The following is a 23,456-nucleotide window of genomic DNA, read 5'->3' as shown; positions in this document are numbered from 1 at the left end:
GTGTGGGGCAACTCGGTTTCCCTATATCAACCAGACCAGGACCCGTGACCGATGGCGACCAGGGGCGAAAGCCTCTACAATACGGCGATGAAGCGACCGGTTAACTCCCGGACTGAACAGGCCATACTTATGTCACAGGCTTCTACAGAAAGCGCGGCGCAGACTCCTGCCGCGCCGCCAGGGTTGATCATCCGCGAGTTTAGCGGCAGCGAGGCAGACTACGCCGCCGCCGTGGCCGTGTGTAACGCGGCCTTTCCCGAATATCCCGAATCGGTCGAGGAGTGGAAGGAGCATGACCAGAGGCAACCGCCGCATCTCAAGTGCCGCCGCTGGCTCGCTGAAACTGAGGGTGAGGCGGTGGGCTTTGCCAGTTACGATCAGCCAGAGACGATGTACCACCCACGGCTGTTCACCTTCTTCGCGGCGGTGCGCCCGGAGCGGCAGGGCCAGGGCGTTGGCCGGGCGCTGTACGCGACGGTCACGGCGGCCCTGGCGCCCCTCGACCCGCTACGCATTCGCGCCCACTGCCGTAGCGACTATGCCCGCTCCATGCGCTTCCTGACCGAGCGGGGGTTCGTCGAAGATCGGCGCGAGTGGGAATCACGCCTCGCGGTGGCGGGATTTGATCCAGCCCCCTTCGCCGGTCACGTTGAGCGAGTGCTCGCCAGCGGGATCCGTATCGTCACCCTGCGCGAGTTAATCGAAGGCGATCCGGAGCATCGTCGCAAGCTCTACGACCTGGACGTGACCCTGGCCCGGGACGTTCCTTCGCCAGAACCGTTCACCGCGCCTTCTCCAGAGAGTTTTGAGCGCTATGTCTTCGAGAATCGCGATCTCCTGCCTGAGGGCTTTTTCGTGGCCATAGACGGGCAGCGCTACGTCGGGTTGAGTGCGCTGTGGAAGAGTGAAAAGGAACCTGATACGCTCTACACCGGCCTCACCGGGGTGCGCCGCGAGTACCGGCGGCGCGGCATCGCTCTGGCGCTGAAACTGTGCGCCATCGAGTACGCCCGCCGTCACGGAATCCAGACGCTCAAGACCTGGAACGAATCGAGTAACCAGGGAATGCTCAGCATCAACGAGGCTCTTGGCTTCGTGAAGCAGCCGGCCTGGGTGAGTTTTGTGAAACGCCTGCAATCCGAGGCATAGAAAGCCCTCCTGGGAGAACCGGGAGGGTTTCGCCGACCCAGACTCTCTAGAAGGGGAAAGGTGGCGCAATGGCATTGCCCCTGCTGCGCCTGGAAGGCTCTCCCTACCACCAGGGCCTGACCCACGGGAAGGCCCTGCGCAGGCGGATCGAGCACAATCTGCGCCTCTACTTCGCGCGCTTCGAGCGCGAGTTGAAGTTGACCCGCGCCGAGGCGTTGCGCCGTGCTGCGCGCTACGCCGCGGCCATCGCCGACCAGAGTCCGGACTACCACGCCGGGATGCGGGGCATCGCCGATGGCGCCAGGGTTGATCTCGCAGCTATCGCGGCGCTGAACGCGCGCTACGAACTGTTCTACGACGCATTCGTCGAACGGCCTCTGCCAGAGGGGTGTACGACCTTCGCCCTGGCGCCCGAGGCCACCGTAGAAGGGCATCTGCTGCTGGGTGAGAACTGGGACTGGATCGCCGGCGTGCAGGGCGCCCTGATCCACACGGTCGAGCCAGACCGTCCGCAGAGCCTGGCTTTCACCGAGGCGGGCATCTTTGGCGGTAAGATCGGTCTGAACGCGGCAGGGCTGGGGCTGGCGATTAACGGCCTGACCAGCCACGACGACGACTGGAGGCGCCTGCGCCGGCCTTTTCACGTGCGCTGGTACGAGGCGCTGCGCGCGCGGGACCTGGATGCCGCCGCGCGAGCCGTCGCCAGCGAGGAGCGCTCCTGCTCCGCGAACGTTCTACTGGCCCAGGTCCCCGACCGGGTGATGAACCTGGAACTGGGGCCGCGAGGCGTTCACGTGAGCGGTTGTACGCATGGCTGCCTGGTGCACGCCAACCACTTCCTGCACGCCGAGGCCGTTGGCGTTACCGAGCGCAATGTGGAAAAGAATCCCCACTCGTGGCGGCGCCAGGCGCGTCTGGAGCGCCTGCTCGCCGCGCGGCCCCTGGCCCTGGGTGATGTGCAGGCGGCGTTGCGCGACCACGAGGGTTACCCTTACTCGATCTGTTTTCATATTGACCCGAACGAACCTCCCGAAGAACATTATGAGAGCGTGGTTTCGGTAATTATGGATCTGCACGCTTGCGCGCTCTTCATGACCGATGGCCCGCCGTGCCAGGGAACGTATACGCGCTATGCGCTGGCGGTTGGCTCGGATGAGGTATGATAGGGTTGCAGGTGAATGTGCATTGTCTGGGTCCTCACCCTACCCCGCCTCGCTGCGCTCGGCGCCCCTTCTCTCTCCACCGGTAGTGGAGAGGGAGGGGGCCGGGGGGAGGGTGAGGAACAGCGCCCCGCGCTTATGAGAGAGGGACGGGGAACCCTGGTTTTCCTGCTTGCCTGCCAGATCGACAACCCGGTTATCGGATCAACACCCTATGTGGCTCATCGTCGGCCTGGGCAACCCGGGCGAACGCTATGCGCGAACGCGCCACAACATCGGCTTCGAGGCCCTCGACGTCCTCGCCCGGCGGCACGGTCTGGAGTTTCGGGGAAAACAGGCCAGAAGCCTGGTCGCCGAGGGGACCATCGCCGGGCAACGGGTGGCCCTGGCCAAGCCACAGACCTTCATGAACCTGAGCGGCCAGGCGGTGTCGGCGCTGCGCAACTGGTACAAAATTGACCCGGCGCGCGAACTGCTGGTGATCTACGACGATCTGGATCTGCCTTTTGCGAAGCTGCGTCTGCGCGAGCGCGGAAGCGCGGGCACCCACAACGGCATGCGCTCAATCGTGCAGCAACTGGGGAACGGCGAGTTCCCTCGCCTGCGCGTGGGCATTGGCCAGCCCCCGGGAAAGATGGACCCGGCGGCCTACGTGCTGTCACGCTTCTCGCGGGAAGAGGAGGAGGCCCTGCCGGCGCTGCTCGACACCGTCGCTGATGCAGTGGAAGTGGTGCTGCGCGAGGGGCTGGTCGCGGCGATGAACCGCTACAATCCGGGGTAGCGCGCGGCGCTCTAACGTGCAACATGATGAAGGTGGTGCAGGCAACCCTGAGGGTTGCCTGCACTGTTTTGTTGCCCGGAGATCATGTTTCCGGAACACCCTGCGAGGAGGATGAATCGGCCACTGTCGATCTGGGCGCCGCCTCGCTCAGGGCCTCGATCGACGCGGCGCCCATCAGACGCGCCAGCCAGCGTGTCTCCTCGTAGCTGTCGAGGATCACCGTGACCAACACCGTGATGGGCATGGAGAGGAAGGTGCCCGGCGGCCCGAGGAGCCAGGTCCAGAAGAAGAACGAAAGGAATACCACCGCTGGCGAGAGGCGCAACTGGTGGCCAATGAGCGCCGGGGCCACCAGGTTCTCGAAGGCGGTGTTGACCAGGGTAACCGCCAGGATCACCAGACCAGCGCGCAGGAAGCCATGCTCGGCAAGGGCGAGCAGCACTGCGGGCACCATAGCAATGGGGATGCCGATGTAGGGAATGAAGCCAAACACAAAGATCAGGATGCCCCAGAGGATGGCGAACGGCACTTCCAGGAATATCAACCCTATGGTCGATCCGATTCCAACCGCAAGATTAATGTAGGTGCGAATGACAAAGTAGCGCACCACGCTCCCGCCAAAAGACGTCAGGCTATGCAGCAGTTGACTATTCTCACCCAGGGCGTGTTGAAATCGGCGCCTGAAGAGGGGCAGTTCCACCAGGAAGAAGATCACCAGCACGACGACCAGCAGGGCGTTGCCGAGCACGTTTCCTATGCCGGTAAGAATGAAGCCCAACACACTTGTCAGGTTGGCGCTATTGAGCAAGCCGAAGAGTTGAAGGTCGCCTTCGATCAAACCGTGACCGGCGAGCCAGGCCCGCAGGGCGCGTTCCTGCTCGGCCAGCAACGACTGGTAGACCGACAGCCGGGCAGTGGCCCGGCTGACAGAGATGCCAATCAGCGATCCGAGGAAACCCGCGGTAGTCAGAAAGCCGCCGATCATGATCAGCAGGGCGACCCAGGCTGGCAGGCCGCGCCGTTGCAGCCAGAGGTAGATCGGGTTGCACAGGAGGGTGATCACCAGGGCCAGCAGCACCGGATTGAGGATCGGCGCCGCCAGACGCATCGCGCCAAGCAGCACCACCACCGCCGCTATGATCAGCAACGGTTTGAGGATCGTGGTTGATTCGCGGGAAGAATCGCCCATCGCTGTCTCTTCATCGCAGGGCCATCAGGCGGTTGCCGTGCGGCAATGGCCGCGCGGCGCCAGCGCGTCGCCCGCCGGGAGGCGCGCATGCATAGTATAGCACGGCGCCCCTGCCGGGGCGGGCCACGCTACAGGGCGGTTGCAACTTTCGCCTCCGGCGGGGGGCGGCTACGCCGCCTGGTACGATCATGTTTCGTTAGTTTTGGCGGCGACGCCGCCAAAACTAACGAAACATGAAGTAAGAAAACTGCTTCGGCAGGTATCGGTCAGAAGGTATGCGCGCTTTCAACCAAAAGACGGAGGGTTGGATCACGCGGATGAACTACAATGGACACATAATCGCAAGTTGACGCGGCGATCTACGCAGAGAAGTATTTCAACATCAATCGCGCAGCTATTATTTGTGATGGCGTCAACAATGTCTGCGAAAGGAACGTGAGCGATGGCTGCCGTATTCTCCCGCCCGTCCATCACTAACCCGACCATCCGCAGTGCGACCCGCGCCTCGGCGGCCCTGGTCTGGCTGGCGGCGCTCAGCGGCGTGCTGGCCCTGACGACTTCCCTCGCCGGTCTGCTCTGGCCGGGCGCCGGTGAACCCATTCCCTTCAAAACCGTGCGCGGCGAGACCGTGCTGCTCTACGGGCAGGGGCTCTACCGCTACGATACGCTCTTCAGCGCCGGGGCCTTTAAGGGGAGCGATCTCCTGGTGCTGTTCGGCGTGCTGCCGCTGCTGATCGTGGGCCTGGTTGGCTACCGCCGCGGCTCGTTGCGCGCAACCTTCCTGCTCGCCGGCGCCCTCAGCTACCTCCTCTACAACGGCGCCTCGATGGCCTTCAGCGCGGCGCTGAACCCCCTGTTTCTGGTTTATGTCGCGCTCTTCTCAAGCAGCATCTTTGCCTTCGTCCTCGCGCTGACCGTCATCGACCGCGCGGAGCTCCCGGCCCACATCGGGCCAGGCCTGCCGCACCGCGCCGCTGCCGCTATCCTCTTCCTGGCGGGGCCAGGCACGGCGCTGCTCTGGCTGAGCGACATAGTCGGCCCGCTGCTGGAGGGCAGGGCGCCGGTCGGCCTGGGGAGCTACACTACCCTCTTCACCTACGGCCTCGACATTGGGCTGATTGCCCCGGCGGCGACGCTGGCGGGCATCCTGCTGTTGCGCCGCGACCCGCTCGGCTACGTGCTCGGGGTCCCCATCCTCGTGCTCTGCGCCCTGATCGGCCCGATGGTCATCCTGCAAACGGTAATGCAACTACGGTTGGGCGTCGAGTTCATCATGATGCAATTCGTGGTGCTCATCATTGGCGGCTTCGTGGCGATGAGCCTGCTCGCCGCTGGCGTGACCGTCGCCGTCTTCCGGCAGATCAGTGATCGCCGTCAGAGCATAGCTCGTTGACGCAAAGTGACGCATCCGGCAAGTCATTTGTCATGCTGAGCGCAGCACCTGCCCTGAGCATAGCCGAAGGGGAAGCATCTCGACCGGGACCCTTCGCTGCGCTCAGGGTGACACGGAACGTGCCGGATGCGTCACAAAGGCGCCAGGAGGTGCATGATCAACGCTTATGGAGTTGACAGGCAGCTTCAGGTGAAGCGCCAGGCCCGGCCAGCGCCCGCCGAGGCTTGAGCATAGCTGTAGTTGTCCGGGGCCTGTCTCAGGCAACGGCGGATGCCCCGGAACGCTGCGCCCGACGGGCGCAGCAGCTCTAGAGCGTTTCACGAAAAGGTTGACCCGTAACGATGGCGGCGCAGGCGCAGCAACCTACACCGCTCAATGTCCTCAGCGGATCAAGCATTCCGGTCAGTGCTCTAGTTCATCACCAGGGCTTCGCCCCGGGGAGGCCGCGCCGCACAACACCTCGACAAAAACGGATATACTTGGGAGGATTTCGCCTCAAGACGAGACTTCGTCTCGCCTGGGAGGACGGGGCCTGCGGCCCCGCACGATCTCCCTTCCGGCGCGGCGCCGCGCGGCGGCGCCGGAACATGTCGAATCATCCAGGGGCGCATCTATGGATACCATCGCTTCCTTCCGCGACCGACTGGGTGATCCGCGGCGCTTTCTGCTTCTCTACGGGGCCACACCGCCCCGCGCCGACGCTTCACCCGAGCGGAGCGCCGAACTGGCCGAGCGGCTGGCGGCGCGCCTGGGGCATCTGCCGCTCGACGGGGTGGTTGTGTATGATGTGCAGGATGAAAGCGGCCGCACCAGCGAGCCGCGACCGTTCCCTTTTTTCCCTGCCAGCGACCCGCGGGCGCATGCCTGCCGGCTTCAGGCGCTGACCGGTCTGCCCGCCATCAGTTACAAGTGTGTGACGGCGTTCGATGAGGGCGGCTGGCTGGCCTGGCTCGATGAAACAGTACAACATTACCAGGTCGCCGCCCTCTCCCTGGTCGGCGCGGCGACTCCCACGCCCCCGCCCGGCGCTCTGGCGGTTGACCGGGCGCTGCGCCTGGCGAAGCGCTTGCCCGGCGCGCCGCCACTGGGCGGCGTGGTGATTGCCGAGCGCCACTCGCCGGCCTACGATGAGAGTCAGCGGCTGTTGCACAAAGCCGCCGCCGGGTGCGACTACTTCATCTCCCAGATCGTCTACCAGAGCGAGCCGACGATCCGGCTGTTGCGCGATTACCTCGCCGCCTGCGCCCGCGAGGGAGTGGCGCCAAAGCGCATTGTACTGACCTTCGCACCCTGTGGCCGCCCAAAAACGGCGGAGTTCCTCCGCTGGCTGGGGGTGGCGATGGCCCCCGAAACGGAACGCACCATTCTTGCCGACCCGGCCCCCTTCCGGCGTTCCATCCAGATCTGCTGCGACCACCTGCGGGCCATTCTGGAGCAGGACGTCACCCAATGCCTGCCCCTGGGGATCAACGTCGAAAGCGTCTCGAACCACCCCGATGAGATGGCAGCGGCGCTGGAGTTGCTCGCCGCGCTGCGCGAGGTGGCGACGCGTTACCGCGCCGTGTAGCCTCCATCCACCACCAGGGCATGGCCGGTGACAAACGAGGCGGCATCGGAGCACAGATAGAGCACCGCTCCGGCGATCTCCTCGGGGCGGCCCAGGCGATTGATCGGGTGCAGGCCCTCAATCAGTGCGCGCCGGTCGGGGTCGCCGGTTATGCCCACGCGGTCGAGCATGGGCGTCTCGACAAAACCCGGGCAGACGGCATTGACCCGAATGCCACGGGCGGCAAACTCGATCGCGGCGACCTTCGTCAATCCGATCACGCCGTGCTTGGCGGCCACATAGGCCGCGGCGCCGGCAAAACCGACCAGCCCCAGCACCGAGGCGATGTTGACGATGACGCCGCCGCTGGCGCGCATGGCCGCCAGCTCGGCGCGCATGCAGTAGAAAACGCCGCTCAGGTTAATGGCGATGGTGCGCTCCCAGGTCTCGACCGGCAGGCGCGCGGCGCTCTCCTGGGAAGCTTCGATGCCGGCATTGTTGACCGCGCAGTCGAGACGCCCCAGGCGCGCTACCGCCTCGCGCACCAGCGCCTCGGCCTCCTCGGAGCGCGAGACGTCGCAGCGCATGGCATAGGCCTCGCCTCCGATGGCGGCGACCTGCCGGGCCGACTCCTCTGCCGCGTCAAGATCGAGATCGCCGAGCATCAGGCGGGCGCCGGACCGGGCGAAGGCCAGGGCCGTCGCGCGCCCGATGCCGCCGCCGCCGCCGGTGATCAGGACAGCTTTGTCGCGTAGTTCTTCCATCAGTTGTCCTTGTAGCAATAATGAGGGGAACTGGATATCACCACGGGGCGCAACCCTCCGGGTTGCGCCCCGAGAAAAGCCGAAGCTGGCTTCCTGATGACTCAAAGCGGCGGGAACTCCCGCAGTTGCTGTTGCGGGTCCACACAGACCACATCCACCTCGGCTTCGACCAGCACTTCGCCCCGGCACTCGATGCGCTGCGAGAAGCGCCCGCGATAGGCGGAGGTGCGCTGAAAGGTGGAGACCACCTCCACAATGTCGCCCAGGGAGGCCGAGCGCCGGAAGCGCATCTGTACCTCGTAGACCACGAAGTAGTATCCGTCCCGGTTCCAATCCTGGATCGGCCGCCCGCGCGAGCCGACATACTCCGTTCTTCCCCGCTCCAGATACTTCAGGTAGTTGGCGTAATAGACGACCCCGAGGCTGTCCGTGTCTTCGTAGTAGACCTTGTAGCCTACGCGGTGCTCCATGGGGTTTCCCCTCTCATCTCAACTGGCGGGCCGGTGATCACGTGGTATGCTCCAGATCGGGCTGCATCATACGGTTACACGTTCCTGCCGTCAATGGCCGAGGCTGATGCAAGGTCCGCCTCCGAAAGCGAAGGTTGGAGCGGCTATGCCGCCCGAAAAGGTATTTTTTGCTGGTTCTGGCGGCTACGACGCCAGAACCAACAAACCCCGGAGGGTGGAGCCGGCCCCGGCGACTCTGGATCAGCCTTGCGTCAAAGAGCCTGATATTGCCGCATCGGGCTTGCGGTACAATATAAATAGAATACTTGAACCAGGAGAACCGCTAATGGCCCTGAAACGCCAGCGTCCTCGGCGACGACCAGTTATTCCACCGCAGGGGTATGGCGAGCCGCAGTCAACCAATCCTGCCCTGCGGGCCGCCGTGCTTCAGCTCGTGGAGAAGCAACTTACCACCGGCAACCCGCCCGAGACCCGGCGAACCCTGGAGCGTCTGGTCTCGATGGGATACAGTCCCGAAGGGGCGATCAATCTGATTGCCACGGCAGTGACGAGCGAGATCTTCGAGGTCATGGCGCGGGGCGAAGCCTACGACGCCGAGCGCTACCGGGCGGCCCTGGCCCGCCTGCCCCGCCTCCCCGGCAGCGACGAGGACGATAGTGACAGTGCAGATTGAGGTGGGATACAGCGCCCGCCCGGCGACCCGGAATGGTCGCTGTTGAAAACCTTTCTGACGCTACTATGGCTAATCCTCTGGTCCCCGCCATTCGCAACCTGTTCCTGGAACGTCCAGCCCGCAAGCGGGACTACGCTTACTTCGCCGGCAGGCTCGAAGCCAGCGGCAAGGAGCTTGAGGCGCGTTTTGCCGCCGCCGCCGACAGCCCCGAAAACCGCCGCCAGTTGCGCCATATCGTCGGTCTGGAACGCTGGGGCCAGCGTCGCCTGCGCACGGCCCTCGGCGAACCGCCGGTGCAGGATGAGATGGACCGGTACGCGCCGCCTGGCGGCCAGAGCCTCCTTGACTTGCGAGCGGCCTTCGCCGCCACTCGCCGCGAGACGGTGGTGCTGATACGGCAGCTTGAGACCCGTGGCGTGCCCCCCGACTGGGTCATCCCCCACAACGAGTACGGCCCGCTGACCCTGCGAGCCTGGCTGCACTACCTCGATCTGCACGCTCGTCTTGAGGGCAAGCGGATCAAGCCCGCACGCCGATGAGCGCTCGCATCCTCCAGCGGCGCGCCACGGCGCTGATCATGGCCGCGCTGTTCGCCCTGGCGCTGGCGTTGCGCTGCTGGGCATCGGGGTGGGGCCTGCCGTATGTCGAGCACCCCGACGAACCCGCCGTACTCGAACCGGCGGTGCGCATGGTCCAGGAGGGCAGCGCCAATCCGGGCAAGTTCCTCTACCCTTCCCTGCACTATTACATGCTCGCAGCGGTAGTGCGCGCCCACGCCGCCTGGGGCGTCGCCCGGGGCCTGTACTCTTCGCTTGCTGACCTGCCGGCCAGGACCTACCTGTACACCACTGCGCCGGAGCTGTACGTCTGGGGGCGGGCATTGACGGCCGCGCTTGGCGCGCTCACCGTTCCGCTGCTCTACCTGCTTGGCCGGCGCATGTTCAACTGGCGCGCGGGGTTGCTCGCAGCGCTGGCCCTGGCGCTGAGCGCCTACCATGTGGAGCATAGTCACTTCATTACCACTGATGTGCCCACGGGCGTCTGGGTGACGCTGGCGTTGCTCGGGGCATGGGGCGTGGCGACAGGCGGCCGCTGGCGCGCCTACCTGCTGGCGGGGGCGGCCACGGGCCTTGCCGCAGGCACGAAGTACAACGCCGGGGTGATCGGTCTGGCGCTGGGGGCGGCAGCGGCGATCTACGTGGTTGCCGCCTGGCGCGAGGGGAAACAGGGCGCTGTCTGGCGTCTGGCCGCCCTCCACGGCGCGCGCCTGCTGGCCGCAGGGGCGCTGGCCATCCTGGTCTTTCTGCTGACCACGCCCTTCGCCATCCTCGACTTCGCCGCCTTCCGGCGCGACATGCTGATCAACGCGCAGCACTACGCCAGCGGCAGCCACGGCGATTTCATCGGGCGCTGGCGCCTCGATGGCTACCTGGCCTTCTTCTGGCGCGACGGGCTAACCTGGCCCGCGGCCGTGCTGCTGCTCGCCGGCCTGCCGCTGCTGGCCCGTCGCGCGCCGCGGCAACTGGCCATTCTGGGTGTGGCCGTGCTGGCCGGGGGCGGCTTGCTGCTGACCCAGGCGGTCAACTTCAACCGCAACACCCTGCCGCTGTTTCCGCCGCTGTTCCTGCTGGCGGCGGCGGCGACCGTCGCCCTGGCCGAGGCGCTGGGCCGGCTGCTGGCGCGCGGCGCGGGCGTCAGCGGGCCGCAGGTGATTGACATCCGCCCCGATGGGGCGCCTTCAACCGCCGAGGTGCACCGGGAGCGGGTGGGCTGGCGGGCAGGCACGGTCATCGCCGTCGCGCTGGGAGCGCTGCTCCTCAGCCCGCATGCGCTTGAAACGCGCTGGCTGCTGAACTACTGGAGCAAACCCCACACCCTGGTGGCCGCCGCCGAGACCCTGCGCGCCCAACCCCGCGGCATGCTCGCCGCTGTCGAGGCCAACCCCGTGCAGTGGGCGGGCGATCCGGCGGTGACGCCGGTGCGCTGGCTGGGAACGTATGCGCCTGACTGGTACCGCGCCCGCGGCTACCGCTACCTGCTGGTGAACAGCGAACGCTACGACCTCGCTGATCGCCCGGCCTACGAGCGCCTGGTGCGGGGCGCCCCGGCCATCCTGGAGATGCCTGATCGCTCGCTGGGCCTGCAACCGGGACCGGGCGGCGCGCTGCTCGATCTGGGGGAGCATGCCGAGATGATCCCCTTCGTGCGGCGACCCGCCCGCTTTGGCGGCCTGATTGACCTGCTGGGCTACGAACTCGCCCCCGGCGAACCGCGCAGTCGCATCACGCCGCTAGAAGGGGCCGACGCGCGCGCCGTGCCCGCGGGCGCCCCCGTGCAGATCAACCTCTACTGGCGCGCCCTGGCCTCGCTCGACCGCGATTACACCCTCTTCGTGCACGTCTACGACGCGGGCGGGCGGCGGGTGGCTCAGCGCGACCTGCCCCTGCGCTACGAGGATTACCCGACCAGCCGCTGGCAACCCGGCGAACTGGTGATTGACCGGGCCGACATGCCCCTGCCGGCCCTGCCCCCCGGCCCCTACCGGCTGCTCGTGGGCCTCTACGACGCCGCAACGGGCGCGCCGCTCCCCACGGAAACCGGCGCGCCTGTCGAATTGACCACGCTCATGGTTGGTTCGTAGGAGCTCCGCCGCTGCAAAAACTCCTTGCCGTCTGGAGGGCGGCGCCCTCCAGACGGCAAGGAAGAACCTCACGCCTTCAACTCGCGCTTGAGGATCTTGCCGGTGGCGGTCTTGGGCAGGCTCTCGCGGATCTCGACGCTGCGCGGGTACTTGTAGGCGGCCAGGCGCTCCTTGCAGTAGTCAATCAACTCCTGCTCGGTGGCGCTGTGGCCGGGTTTGAAGGCCACCACCGCCTTGACCTCCTCGCCCAGGGCCGGGTCGGGCACGCCGATCACCGCCGCCTCGGCCACCGCCGGGTGGGCGTAGAGCACCTCTTCGATCTCGCGCGGGTAGACGTTGAAGCCGCCGCGGATGATCATATCCTTCACCCGGTCAACGATGTAGAAGTAGCCGTCCTCATCCTGGCGCGCCAGGTCGCCGGTGTGGAACCAGCCGTTGCGGATAGCCTCGGCAGTGGCCTCGGGGCGCTTGTAGTAGCCCTTCATCACGTTATGGCCGCGGATGACGATCTCGCCCAGCTCACCAGTGGGCACGGGCTGGCCCTCCGGGTTGACCACCGCCATCTGCACGCCCCAGATGGGCGTGCCGATGCTGCCGGGTTTGGTGGGCCGGTCGAGGTGGTTGAACGAGGCCACGGGCGAGGTTTCGGAGAGGCCGTAGCCCTCCAGGATGGTCACGTTGTACTTCTGATTGAAGGCGTGCAGCACCTCCACGGGCATCGCCGAACCACCCGACACGCAGCGCCGCAGCGAGGACATATCGAACTGCGCCGCCTCCGGGTGGTGCAGCAGGTAGAAGTACATCGTGGGCACACCAGCGAACACCGTCACCCGGTCGCGCTGGATGATCTCGGCGGCCTTGACCGGCTCGAAGCGCGGCAGCATGGTCATCGTCGCTCCGAGGAACAGGCTCACGTTCATCACACAGGTCTGGCCGAAGGAGTGGAAGAGCGGCAGCGTCGCGAGAAACACGTCTTCTTTGACCACGCCGAGCAGCTTCTCGGCGCAGATCATGGCGTTGAAAAACATGTTGAAGTGCGACAGTTCGGCGCCCTTGGGCCGGCCGGTGGTGCCCGAGGTGTAGAGGATCACCGCAGTGTCGTCGGAGCGGGTTTGCACCGTGTCGAAGACCGGCGCGTGCTCGGCCATGATCTGGTTGAAGCTGATCGCCCCTTCGGGCAGGGCCTCGCTGCTGCCAGGGGCCTGCACCACGATCAGATGGTGGCAGGTCTCGGTTTTGCGGAAGCCCGGGCCGGCCTCGGGCAGAAAGCCCTCCCAGGTGATCAGCGCCACCGAGTCGCTGTCCTCAAGGTGGTACTGCACTTCATTCTGTTTGAAGAGCACATTCAGCGGCACTACCGTGGCGCCGGCCTTGAGGATGCCGTAGTAACAGATGGGGAAATGGGGCGTGTTCGGCATCATCAGGGCGACCTTGTCGCCCGGTTGAACGCCCAGCTTCACCAGGGCATTGGCCACCTTGTTGGCGGCCCCGTTCACCTCCGCGTAGCGCAGCTTGTAATCGTCCAGGATCACCGCGAGCTTGCCGGGGTCCTGGCGTGCGCTTTGCTCCAGCAGCAGAGCGAGGTTCAGCATCGAACGCTCCTTTCTTACGCAGTGGTCTCGGATTACGGAGATACGGCACGCGAAGATAGTGTTCGGAGGGGCCTGCGGCCCCTCCGAACCTTGCCGCGCATACATACTATCATACCAGACGGCCCGGCGGCTATGTCGCGCGCCACTGGTGTGAAAACAGGGCTGATGCAAACCACTACGCCAGGGCGCGCAGGGCCTCCAGGAGGACGGCGCTCTGCTCCGGCGTGCCGATGCTGATACGGATGTAGTCGCGCAACAGGGATGTGTGGTAGTAGCGCACCAGGATGCCTTGCTGTTCCAGGGCCAGTTTCACCTCGCGGGCCGAGCGGCCCTCCACCCGGCAGAGGATGAAATTCGCCGCGCTGGACAGGGGCCGCAGGTAGGGAAGGTCGGCCAGCAGCGGCTGCAGCCGCTCGCGCTCGGCTACGATGCGAGCCACGTTTCCCATCAGGTAGGCGCGATCCTCCAGCGAGGCGATTGCAGCGACCTGGGCCGCCACGCTCACATTGTAGGGCTGCTTGATCTTCCAGAGTTGCTCGGCAAGCCACTCGGGCAGCAGCCCGTACCCCACGCGCAGGCCCGCCAGCCCCGCCCACTTGCTAAAGGTGCGCAGCACTGCCAGGTTTTCGTAGCGCCCCACCCAGGCGCCAAAGCCCTGCCCGACTCCGGCGAACTCGACGTAGGCTTCGTCCACCACTACCAGCAGCGGCAGGCGCAGCAGGCGCTCCAGGTGCTCGGGCGGCAGCAGGTTGCCGGTAGGGTTATTGGGCGAGGTCAGGAACAGGACGCGGGCCTCGCTGGCGCGGGCCGCTTGCTCGATGCCCTCCAGGTCGAGGCTGAAATCGGCGCGACGGGGCACGTCCACCACGCGCCCGCCGCAGACCCCCGTGTCGAAGCTGTACATGCCAAAGGTCGGCTGGCAGTCAATCACGGCGGCGCCGGGGGTCAGGCAGAGGCGCAGGATGAGGTCAATCAACTCGTCGGCGCCCGCCCCGCAGAGGATGCGCTCGACCGGCTGGCCGGCATACGCGCTGAGGGCCGCGCGCAGCCGGGTGTGGCCGGGATCGGGGTAGATGTGCAGGAAGGGCTCGCGCGCCAGGGCTTCCAGCGCCCGTGGCGAGGGGCCGTAGGGGTTCTCGTTGGCATCGAGCTTCACCAGACGCTCGACGGGCAGGTTCAGCCGCGCCGCCAGCACCTCCAGCGGCAGGATGGGGGTGTACGGCTCCAGATCGGCGATCTCGGCGCGGATCAGATTGGCGGGAAAGAACATGGGTTCAGGTTAGCTCTGGTTTCGCAGGTTTATAGTGACGCCGCATTCTGCCCTCCTCCCCGCCTCCCCCCGCCGGGGGGAGGGGCCCGGTTTTCTCTCACGGCGTGGGAGGGTCAGGGCTCTCAGGTGTAGGGTTTTTCGGGCGCATCCTCGCGTCGCGTTCGCCATCCGGGGCATTGGGGCGCCCAACGTCCCCCTCTCCACCTACGGTGGAGAGGGGGGCGGGGGGTGAGGATCACAAGCGCATTGGAATACCGAAAACCCCTGCTCGCCCAACAAAATTCCACCCCTGAGAGGGTGTCCATAGCGTTTCTCGAAAAGGTTGATCCGTAACAATGGTGACACGAGCGCCGCGAGCCACACGGCTCAGTGTTCTCAGTGGATCAAGCATTCCGGTCAGTGCTCTACACCCGCCCGTGCAACTCGGCGTCCCGACAGTCGCTGGTGATGCTGACCAGGCCCAGCACCAGCAGGCCGCCCAGGACGCAGGCCAGGGACAGCCAGGGAGCAGCCAGCGGCGGCAGTGCGGCCTGGAAGGCCGGGTCCTGCCCGTAGTGAAAGAGCAACGCGCCCAGAGCCTGAAGGGCCAGGCCGCTCACCTGCAACGGGCGCAGCCGCGGGCCGAGGGCGCATGACAGCCCCTGGCCGCGAATGCGGCGCAGCAGCGCCACCGCAGCGCCTCCGAGAGCCGCGGTCAGCGCCAGCCAGACCCAGCCCGCGCCCGGCGCCAGGGCTCGCTCCAGCCAGACAATGATCGCCACGGCCCCGACCAGCCCCGTCCCGCCCGCGACAAGCCAGGGGAGCGTCGAACCGTGTGTAACCTGCGGGACGCGCATCGAACTCCTCCTCTGCGGAGTATAGCACAGGGCAGGTGAAATGTGTGGGCGTGGGGAAACCGGGTTTCCCCGCGCCTCCGCCCCGACGGGGCGATCGGTCTCCCCCGCCGACCCGTCCTGCCAGGGAGGAGCCGGGAGGGCGACGCCCTCCTGAGAACTTCTTCCGTTCATCCTGATTAGTCCGTGAACGAAGTTTCCTTGCCTTTCCGCCCCCCTCCCGGCCTCCCCCGTTGGGGGGAGGAGGCGGGCGCCCTCCCCCAGCGGGGGAGGGTTGGGGAGGGGGTGGGGGTTTAGCGACAGATTCTGTTTACAGACTAAAAGGGTGGGGAAACCCCTGTCCAGCGGGGCCTCTGGTACAATGTCGGGAAACGTCCCCGATATCGTACCGGGGGAGGAAGAAGGAGTACGGACATGTCCGAACCAATAGACCTCCTACTTGCCGGCGGAACCGTGGTGACGATGGACGCGGCCTGGACGATCATCCCCGAAGGGGCCGTGGCGGTGCGCGGGCGCGAGATCGTCGCCGTGGGGCCGGCAAACGAACTGGCGCGGCGCTACGCTGCCCGTGAAACGATAGATTGCACTGGCTGCGCCGTCATCCCCGGCCTGATTAACGGCCACGCCCACGTGCCCATGAGCCTGCTGCGCGGTATGACCGCCGACCAGCAACTCGATGTCTGGCTCTTCGGTTATATGTTCCCGGTGGAGAGCAAGTTCGTGGACGAGGAGTTCTCCTACGTCGGCACGCTGCTCTCTTGCGCCGAGATGCTGCGCGGCGGCACGACGACCTTCGTGGATATGTACTACTTCGAGGACCAGGTGGCGCGAGCCGCCGACGAGGCCGGCATGCGCGCCATCTGCGGCCAGACGGTGATGCGCCTGCCCACCCCCGACGCCGCCTCGTTCGACGAGGGCCTCGAGCGCGCGCGGCGCTTCATCGAGGAGTGGTGCGGCCATGAGCGGATCGTGCCCACGGTCGCGCCCCACGCGCCCTACACCTGCACCGACCGGATCTACCAGGAGGCGGCGGCGCTGTGCCGCAAGTATGGCGTGCCGTTGATCACCCATCTCTCGGAGACCGCCCGCGAGGTTGAGGAGAGCATTCGCGAGCGCGAGGTGACGCCCATCCGCTACGCCCGGCGCGTTGGGGCCTTCGATGTGCCCTGTATCGCCGCCCATTGCACCCACGCCACCGACGATGACATCCGCCTGCTGCGCGAGGCCCGCGTCGGGGCCGTGCCCTGCCCCACCAGCAACCTCAAACTGGCCAGCGGCATTGCCCCCTACAAGCGGCTGATTGACGCTGGCGTGCGCACTGGTCTGGGCACCGATGGGCCGGCCTCCAACGACGATCAGGATATGTTCACCGAGATCCAGCTCGCGGCCCTGTTGCCTAAAGGCGTCAGCGGCGACCCGACCGCGGTGACCGCCCGCGAGGCTCTGGCGCTGGCGACGTGCTGGGGCGCGCGCGCTGTGCATCTGGAGCACCTCGTCGGGTCCCTGGAGCCGCACAAGCGAGCCGACATCACTGTGGTGGAGCTGGGCAAGCTCCACAGCGCGCCGCGCTACTTCTACAGCCCCGAAGCGATCTACTCGCACCTGGTCTACGGCGCCCGCGCCGCCGATGTGCGTCACGTGCTCGTTGATGGGCGGATGCTGGTGCGCGACCGCGCCCTGCTGACCCTCGACGAGGAGGCCATTCTGGCTCGCGCCCAGGCTATCTCGGCGCGCATTGATGAGTTCCTGGCCTCCCGCGAGCGCAACCTGATGGCGAAGATCCTGGCTCTCGGCGGGGTGCAGCAGGCCGAGATCTTCGAGATCCAGGTCAAGGCGCGTCTCGGCCCCGATGGCGAGGGCAAGGTGCGCCGCCTCCTCGAAGATCCGCGGGTTACGATCACCAAGAGCAGCATTCGCACGCAATATGATACGTACTTTCTGTTCAAAAATCGCGAGCGTATTCGCATCCGCGAGGATCATCGCACCGATCCCGGCGCGCGCCTCGAACCGAAGTACACCCTCACCCTGATGGCCGAGGCCATCCGCGGGGAGTACCCTCATGCCATCGTGCTCTCGCGCGCTCGCTACACCGCCCGCGCCGACCGTACCGTGCGCTTCTACCGCGAGTATTTTCAGCCCGACAGGGTGGTCGAGCTGGAGAAACGCCGGCGGCGCTGGCGGATCATGTACCGGGAGCATGATTTCGCCATCAATCTCGATACCCTCCTTGGCGGCAGCGACTCGGGCCCCTACCTGGAGATCAAGAGCCGCACCTGGAGCAGCCGCGACGCCGCCGAGCGCGCCGCGCTAATTGGCGAACTCCTCGCCATCGCCGGCGTGCATGAGCGCGATCTGGTGAAGCAAGAATACGTGGAGATGGTGTGAGGGGGTGTGGAGGTGTGGAGGTGTGGAGGTGTGGAGGTGTGGAGGTGTGAGGCGTTTTCAGATCCCTTAACAGGCTGTGGATGACGTTTCCTTGCACTTCCGCCCCCCTCCCAACCTCCCCCCGTTGGGGGAAGGCGCCGGGCTTCCTCCCGCAGCGGGGGAGGGTTGGGGAGTTCTCAGGTGTAGGGTTTTCCGGCACATCCTCGCGTCACATTCGCGATCTGGGGCATTGGGACGCCCAACTCCCCCTCTCCACCATAGGTGGAGAGGGGGGCAGGGGGGTGAGGATCGGAAGCGCATTGGAATGCCGAAAACCCCTTCTCGCTCGAAAAACCCTACACCTGAGAGGGGTTGGGGAGGGGGCGGGGTTACCGAAAAACCTAGTAGTCTGTGAATGTAGTTTTCCGGTATTTCGCTCGCCCGGTCATGCTGAGCGAAGAAGCCGAAGCCCTGAGCGAAGCGAAGGGGAAGCATCTTCCGCCTCCTGGTGCGGTAGACCCCTCGCGGAGTTTACCCTGAGCGCAGTCGAAGGGCTCGGGTGACAAACACCGGGAAACGTAGTGCACAGACTATTTAAATCCCCATTAAAAGTTTATATTTAAAAACACACCTCCACAGCTCTACATCTCCACAAGGCGCTCACCTCCGCGCCTCCTTCCGCCGCAGCATCGCCTGCCAGGCCGCCTCAACCTGCGCGCGGGTGGCGGCAAGCGAGTCGCCATTGTCAATCACCACCGTGGCGTGGGCCAGACGCTCCGCCTGAGACGTCTGAGCGCCGATGCGTTGCCGCGCCTCGGCCTCGCTCATGCCCCGCGTGGCCATGAGCCGGCTCACCTGCTGCTCCTCTGGGGCGGTCACCACCCACACCTCGTCACATACCTGCGCCCAGCCCGACTCAATCAGTTTGACAACGTCAATCACCACCACCGGGCGCTCGGCGGGTCCGGCGGCCCGGCCCACCGCTTCGATGAAGTTGCGTAGCTCAAGCCGCACCGCCGGATGCACAATCTGCTCCAACTGGCGCAGCCGCTGCGGATCGCTGAAGACCAGCGCCGCCAGCCGGCGCCGGTCGAGGGGGGCGCCGGGTTCCGGTGCGGCTTCGGGAAAGGCCGCAACGATCTGCTCGTATACGGGCATGCCTGGGGCCTGCAGGTCGTGGGTCACGCGATCGGCGTCAATGGTGCGCGCGCCGAGATCGGCGAGCATGGCCAGCACGGTGCTCTTGCCACAGGCGATGCCGCCGGTCAGGCCGATGAGGTAGACGTTGGGATGTTTCATATCTAGATTACTCTGTGAAAGCGCAGAGTTGTAGAGCTGTAGAGTTGTAAAACCATCCCATTACGCCTCCACACCTCCACACCTCCACACCTCCACACCTCCACACCTCCACACCTCCACACCTCCACACCTCCACACCTACCCTGCCCACCCCGGTCGGCGCTTCTCCAGGAACGCCCGCAGGCCCTCCTGGCCCTCAGAGCCGGTGCGGGCGGCGGCGATGGCGCTGATCGCATACTCGCGGGCCTCGGCGGGGGGCAGGGTGGTCACGGCGCTTACCAGGGCCTTGGAGGCGGCCACGGCCCCCGGCCCGCAGGCAAGCACGGCCTCAATCACCCGCTCGACCGCCGCGTCCAGTTCCTCGGCGGGGGTCACCTCGTGGACCAGGCCGATTGCCGCGGCCTGCTGCGCGCTGAAGCGGCGCGCGGTGACGAAAAGCGCCCGCGCGTGCCCCGGGCCGATCTTCGGCGTCACATAGCGGGCGATCACCGCCGGCAGCAGCCCCAGGCGCGCCTCGGTGAAGCCAAAACTGGCCTCCTCGGCGGCCACCACCACGTCGCAGCAGGCTGTCAGACCCACGCCCCCGCCAAGGGCGGCGCCGTGCACCCGCCCGATCACCGCCACGGGCAGCGTATTGAGGGCCTCCAACATCGCGTCAAGGCGCGCCGCGTCGGCCAGGTTCTCGGCGTGGGTGTAGTTCAGGCTCTCGCGCATCCAGTGCAGGTCGGCCCCGGCGCAGAACGACGGCCCGGCGCCCCGCAGCACCACGGCGCGCAGCCCGGTCTCGCTCCGCAGCGCCGTGCAGGCGGTGTGCAGCTCGGCGATCACCTGTGCGTTGAAGGCATTGTGCACTTCCGGGCGATTCAGAGTCACCGTGGCCAGAGGGCCGTTCCGTTCGATGAGTACCAGTTCACTCATGGTGTTCAGTCTCTTGAGGTGAAATAGGAGAAGCACAAGTCCTGTAGGGCAATCCTCAGGATTGCCCTACACAGCCGGATTGCCCCACAATCAGAACTGCCCGGCAAAATGGCAGGCCGCCCAGTGGCCCTTCCTCTTTTCCTCGAAGGCCGGTTCCTGCTCCTTGCAGATATCGCGGGCGATCCAGCAGCGCGGGTGGAAGCGGCAGCCCGCGGGGGGGTTGATCGGGCTGGGCACGTCGCCCTGGAGCACGATCCGCTCGCGGCGGCGCGTCGGATCGGGGTAGGGAATGGCCGAGATCAGCGCCTTCGTGTAGGGGTGCAGCGGTTCGCGGAACAGATCGTCGCGCCCCGCCAGTTCCACCAGCTTGCCCAGGTACATCACCCCCACCCGGTCGCTGATGTGTTCCACCACGGCCAGATTGTGGGCGATGAACAGGTAGGTCAACCCGAACTCCCGTTGCAGATTCTTGAGCAGGTTGAGCACCTGCGACTGGATCGAGACGTCCAGGGCGCTGACCGGCTCGTCGCAGACGATGAGCTTGGGTTCCATGATCAGGGCGCGGGCGATGCCGATGCGCTGCCGCTGCCCGCCGGAGAACTCGTGCGGGAAGCGGCTCATGTGGCTGGCGTGCAGGCCCACGCGGGCCAGCACCTCGCGCACGCGCTCGCGCCGCTCGGCGGGCGTGCCGATGCCGTGGATCACCAGTCCTTCGGCCACGCTCTCGCCGATCGTCAGGCGCGGGTCGAGCGAGGCGTAGGGGTCCTGAAAGACGATCTGCATATCCCGGCGCAGGGCCTTCAACTGCTTCCGGTTGGCCCTGAGCACGTCTTTGCCCTCGAAGAGCACCTCGCCGGAGGTGGCCCGTTCCAGACGCAGCACTGTGCGCCCGGTGGTGGTCTTGCCGCAGCCGCTCTCGCCGACCAGGCCCAGGGTCTCGCCGCGGCGAATAAAGAAGCTCACCCCGTCCACCGCTTTGACGTGCCCGACGGTGCGGCGCAATACCCCGCCCTTGATCGGAAAATGCTTGACCAGGTTGTTGACTTCCAGCAAAACCCCGGGATCGCCCGCAGGCGCCGAGACGCTCATACTTCCCCTCGCTCGTACAGCCAGCAGCGCACTTTGCGCCCATCTTGCAGTTCAAACATTGGCACAGGTTCGTCGCAACGCTCGAAGCGGCGGGAGCAACGCTCGGCAAAGCGGCAGCCGGCGGGCGGGTTGATCAGGTTCGGCACCGTGCCGGGGATGGTCGCCAGTTGATCCACTACCTCGCCCAGCACGGGGATCGACTCCAGCAGGCCCTGGGTATAGGGATGTTTGGGGTCGCCGAAGAGACTGCGCACGTCGGCGTACTCGACGATCTGGCCGGCATACATTACCGCCACGGTATCGGCCATTTCGGCCACCACGCCCATGTCGTGGGTGATGAGGATAATCGAGGTGTCGATCTGCTCGCGCAGAGCGCGCATCAGGTCGAGGATCTGGGCCTGAATGGTGACATCGAGAGCCGTAGTCGGCTCATCGGCGATCAGCAGTTCGGGGTTGCAGGCCAGGGCCATGGCGATCATCACGCGCTGGGCCTGCCCGCCCGATAGTTCATGGGGGTATTGCCTGATGCGGCGCTGGGGGTCGGGCAGGCCGACCATGGTCAGTAGCTCGATGCAGCGGCGCCTGGCCTTCTCGCCTTTCAAACCCTGGTGGATCTCCAGCGCCTCGATGATCTGGTCGCCGACGCGAAAGACCGGGTTGAGGCAGGTGGTGGGTTGCTGGAAGATCATGGAGATGCGGTTGCCGCGGATGCGGCGCATATCCTCCTCGCTTAGCGCGAGCACATTTATGCCGTCGAAGATGATCTCGCCTTCGACGATCTTGCCTGGAGGGTGCTGGATCAGGCGCATAATCGAGAGTGAGGTGACGCTCTTGCCCGAACCGCTCTCGCCGACGATGCTCAGCGTCTCGCCGCGCCGCAGGACCAGGTCAATCCCGTCCACGGCACGCACCACGCCGGCCTCGGTGAAAAAGTAGGTTTTCAAGCCGCGCACCCGCAGCAGCACTTCGCCGCGGCGCGGCGCGGCCCGTGGCGCGGTGGCGGGGGCGGAAAGCGGTGATGTGCTCAATGGTTTTTTCTCTTTCCTTATCAGACTGCACAGGGCTTCGCCGCGCGACGACGGGGTGAGAGGAGGTTTTCCGGGAGGGCTACGCCCTCCTGCGCCCTTCCCACACAGGCGTCAGGGTGTTCCTGGGAGGGCTACGCCCTCCCAGGCCCTCCTCACACGGGCGTCGGGGTTGCGAGGGCCTCCGGCCCCGGTGTTTTTCTTTTCTGGTACGGCGCGGCTTCGCCGCGCGACGACGGGGTGAGAGGAGGTTTTCCGGGAGGGATGCGCCCTTCCGGAACCCTCCTGCACTCGCCTCAAATCTTCAACCGCGGATCCAGCGCGTCTCGCAAGCCATCACCTACAAAATTAAAGGCCAGCGAACAGAGGAAGATCGGCAGGCCGGGGATGAGCGGCATCCAGGGATGGTTGAACATGTAGCTGGTGGCGAAGCCCATCATATTGCCCCAGGTGGGCGTTGGGTCCTGCACGCCGAAGCCAAGGAAGCTGATCGACACCTCGCTGACCAGGGCGGAGTTGAGACCCAGCGTGAAAGCCACGATCAACGGCGGGAAGGCGTTGGGAAAGACGTGCTTGCCCAGGATCCAGGCATTGGCGCCACCGAGCGCCCGCGCCGACTCGATGTACTGCATTTCGCGCACCTGGAGCACCATGCCGCGCATCAGGCGCGCTATGCCGACCCAGCCCAGCGACGCCAGCACCAGGATCAGCAGCGTCACCTGGGTGGCCTCGCGCAGCGGCACGGCCATGATCCAGGCCACCGGCCCGATGATCCATCCCGGCAGGGCGATCAGATCGTCGTTCTGGACCATAATCGCGCTGAGAATCAGCAAGATTGGAAGATCGGGAATAGTGGCGACAAACTCCGTCACCCGGCTAATCAGATTGTCGGTCCAGCCGCCGAAGTAGCCGGCCAGCAAGCCCAGGATGGTGCCGATGATTGCCACCAGCACGGTTACCGAAATGGCGACCATGAGCGAGACGCGGGCAGCGTAGATCACGCGGGTGAAGAAATCGCGCCCCAGGTGGTCGGTGCCAAGGATATGCAGCTTGCCGTTCTCCGGATCAACGCTCATCGGCGGCAGGGCCACGCGGTCCAGCCCGATGTCGTCGCGGGGGAAGGGGGCGATCCAGGGCGCCAGGAGCGACGCGCCGAAGATCGCTGCCAGGACGGCCAGGCTGATCATCGCCAGGCGGTGACGCCGAAAGCGTCGGAAGACCACCGCCCACTGGCCTTCGGAACGCGGCTGCGCGCGTTCGGCGGCTTCGGGAACCGCCGAGGTGGTTGTGGCCATCGAAT

General features: G+C 66.0%; 20 protein-coding genes. 9 read left to right on the top strand and 11 right to left on the bottom strand.

Annotated features, from left to right (window positions below):
- The first annotated feature begins 129 nt into the window (after positions 1-129).
- The 3 genes from NZU74_09235 to pth all read left to right on the top strand — a co-directional run bounded on the left by NZU74_09235 (position 130) and on the right by pth (position 3,090).
- A complete protein-coding gene (locus NZU74_09235) occupies positions 130-1,149 on the top strand; it encodes a GNAT family N-acetyltransferase (protein ID MCS6881504.1) in 1,020 nt (339 codons plus the stop codon).
- Between the two features lie 68 nt (positions 1,150-1,217).
- Complete coding sequence (locus NZU74_09230; GenBank protein ID MCS6881503.1) at positions 1,218-2,312, top strand: C45 family peptidase; 1,095 nt, start codon at positions 1,218-1,220, stop codon at positions 2,310-2,312.
- Between the two features lie 211 nt (positions 2,313-2,523).
- Positions 2,524-3,090 (top strand): aminoacyl-tRNA hydrolase, encoded by a 567-nt coding sequence (gene pth / locus NZU74_09225; protein MCS6881502.1) that lies wholly within the window; start codon positions 2,524-2,526, stop codon positions 3,088-3,090.
- 82 nt (positions 3,091-3,172) lie between these two features.
- Here pth and NZU74_09220 read toward each other — a convergent pair whose 3' ends face one another.
- Entirely contained in the window at positions 3,173-4,279 is a 1,107-nt protein-coding gene (locus NZU74_09220; protein ID MCS6881501.1) for an AI-2E family transporter, read from the bottom strand.
- A 442-nt stretch (positions 4,280-4,721) separates the two neighbouring features.
- On the opposite strand from NZU74_09220, the gene NZU74_09215 reads away from it, so the two are divergent.
- Together NZU74_09215 and NZU74_09210 are read left to right on the top strand one after the other, a co-directional pair.
- Entirely contained in the window at positions 4,722-5,672 is a 951-nt protein-coding gene (locus NZU74_09215; GenBank protein ID MCS6881500.1) for a hypothetical protein, read from the top strand.
- A 613-nt stretch (positions 5,673-6,285) separates the two neighbouring features.
- A complete protein-coding gene (locus NZU74_09210; protein ID MCS6881499.1) occupies positions 6,286-7,239 on the top strand; it encodes a hypothetical protein in 954 nt (317 codons plus the stop codon).
- On the opposite strand, the gene NZU74_09205 is transcribed toward NZU74_09210, so the two are convergent.
- Together NZU74_09205 and NZU74_09200 are read right to left on the bottom strand one after the other, a co-directional pair.
- Positions 7,224-7,982, bottom strand: a complete 759-nt coding sequence (locus NZU74_09205; GenBank protein MCS6881498.1) for an SDR family oxidoreductase — start codon at positions 7,980-7,982, stop codon at positions 7,224-7,226. The genes NZU74_09210 and NZU74_09205 overlap by 16 nt on opposite strands.
- A gap of 101 nt (positions 7,983-8,083) precedes the next feature.
- Positions 8,084-8,452, bottom strand: coding sequence for a YbgC/FadM family acyl-CoA thioesterase (locus tag NZU74_09200; protein ID MCS6881497.1), 369 nt, complete (start codon positions 8,450-8,452; stop codon positions 8,084-8,086).
- Between the two features lie 325 nt (positions 8,453-8,777).
- Between NZU74_09200 and NZU74_09195 the strand changes: the two genes are divergently transcribed.
- The 3 genes from NZU74_09195 (at position 8,778) to NZU74_09185 (ending at position 11,766) form a co-directional block, all read left to right on the top strand.
- Positions 8,778-9,125 (top strand): hypothetical protein, encoded by a 348-nt coding sequence (locus NZU74_09195; protein ID MCS6881496.1) that lies wholly within the window; start codon positions 8,778-8,780, stop codon positions 9,123-9,125.
- A 65-nt stretch (positions 9,126-9,190) separates the two neighbouring features.
- Positions 9,191-9,664 (top strand): hypothetical protein, encoded by a 474-nt coding sequence (locus NZU74_09190; GenBank protein ID MCS6881495.1) that lies wholly within the window; start codon positions 9,191-9,193, stop codon positions 9,662-9,664.
- Positions 9,661-11,766: a glycosyltransferase family 39 protein gene (locus NZU74_09185; GenBank protein MCS6881494.1), complete on the top strand. Its 2,106-nt coding sequence runs from the start codon at positions 9,661-9,663 to the stop codon at positions 11,764-11,766. The genes NZU74_09190 and NZU74_09185 overlap by 4 nt, the downstream gene beginning before the upstream one ends.
- A 68-nt stretch (positions 11,767-11,834) precedes the next feature.
- On the opposite strand, the gene NZU74_09180 is transcribed toward NZU74_09185, so the two are convergent.
- The 3 genes from NZU74_09180 to NZU74_09170 form a co-directional block, all read right to left on the bottom strand.
- Entirely contained in the window at positions 11,835-13,358 is a 1,524-nt protein-coding gene (locus NZU74_09180) for a long-chain fatty acid--CoA ligase (protein MCS6881493.1), read from the bottom strand.
- A 175-nt stretch (positions 13,359-13,533) separates the two neighbouring features.
- Complete coding sequence (gene hisC / locus NZU74_09175; GenBank protein MCS6881492.1) at positions 13,534-14,628, bottom strand: histidinol-phosphate transaminase; 1,095 nt, start codon at positions 14,626-14,628, stop codon at positions 13,534-13,536.
- Positions 14,629-15,032: 404 nt separating this feature from the next.
- Entirely contained in the window at positions 15,033-15,464 is a 432-nt protein-coding gene (locus tag NZU74_09170; protein MCS6881491.1) for a hypothetical protein, read from the bottom strand.
- A 411-nt stretch (positions 15,465-15,875) separates the two neighbouring features.
- Between NZU74_09170 and NZU74_09165 the strand changes: the two genes are divergently transcribed.
- Positions 15,876-17,846, top strand: coding sequence for an amidohydrolase (locus NZU74_09165; GenBank protein MCS6881490.1), 1,971 nt, complete (start codon positions 15,876-15,878; stop codon positions 17,844-17,846).
- 639 nt (positions 17,847-18,485) lie between these two features.
- Here the strand turns inward: NZU74_09165 and coaE are convergent.
- The 5 genes from coaE to NZU74_09140 form a co-directional block, all read right to left on the bottom strand.
- A complete protein-coding gene (coaE, locus tag NZU74_09160; protein ID MCS6881489.1) occupies positions 18,486-19,124 on the bottom strand; it encodes a dephospho-CoA kinase in 639 nt (212 codons plus the stop codon).
- Between the two features lie 138 nt (positions 19,125-19,262).
- A complete protein-coding gene (locus NZU74_09155) occupies positions 19,263-20,042 on the bottom strand; it encodes an enoyl-CoA hydratase-related protein (GenBank protein ID MCS6881488.1) in 780 nt (259 codons plus the stop codon).
- Between the two features lie 90 nt (positions 20,043-20,132).
- On the bottom strand, positions 20,133-21,131 hold the full coding sequence (locus NZU74_09150) for a dipeptide ABC transporter ATP-binding protein (GenBank protein MCS6881487.1): 999 nt from the start codon (positions 21,129-21,131) through the stop codon (positions 20,133-20,135).
- Complete coding sequence (locus tag NZU74_09145; protein MCS6881486.1) at positions 21,128-22,096, bottom strand: ABC transporter ATP-binding protein; 969 nt, start codon at positions 22,094-22,096, stop codon at positions 21,128-21,130. Before NZU74_09145 ends, NZU74_09150 begins: the two co-directional genes overlap by 4 nt.
- A 356-nt stretch (positions 22,097-22,452) precedes the next feature.
- A complete protein-coding gene (locus NZU74_09140) occupies positions 22,453-23,451 on the bottom strand; it encodes an ABC transporter permease (GenBank protein ID MCS6881485.1) in 999 nt (332 codons plus the stop codon).
- Between the last annotated feature and the right edge of the window lie 5 nt (positions 23,452-23,456).

The sequence above is a fragment of the Chloroflexaceae bacterium genome (assembly GCA_025057155.1).
Taxonomy (GTDB): Bacteria; Chloroflexota; Chloroflexia; order Chloroflexales; family Chloroflexaceae; genus JACAEO01.
This window is presented reverse-complemented; position numbering and strand designations above follow the sequence as displayed.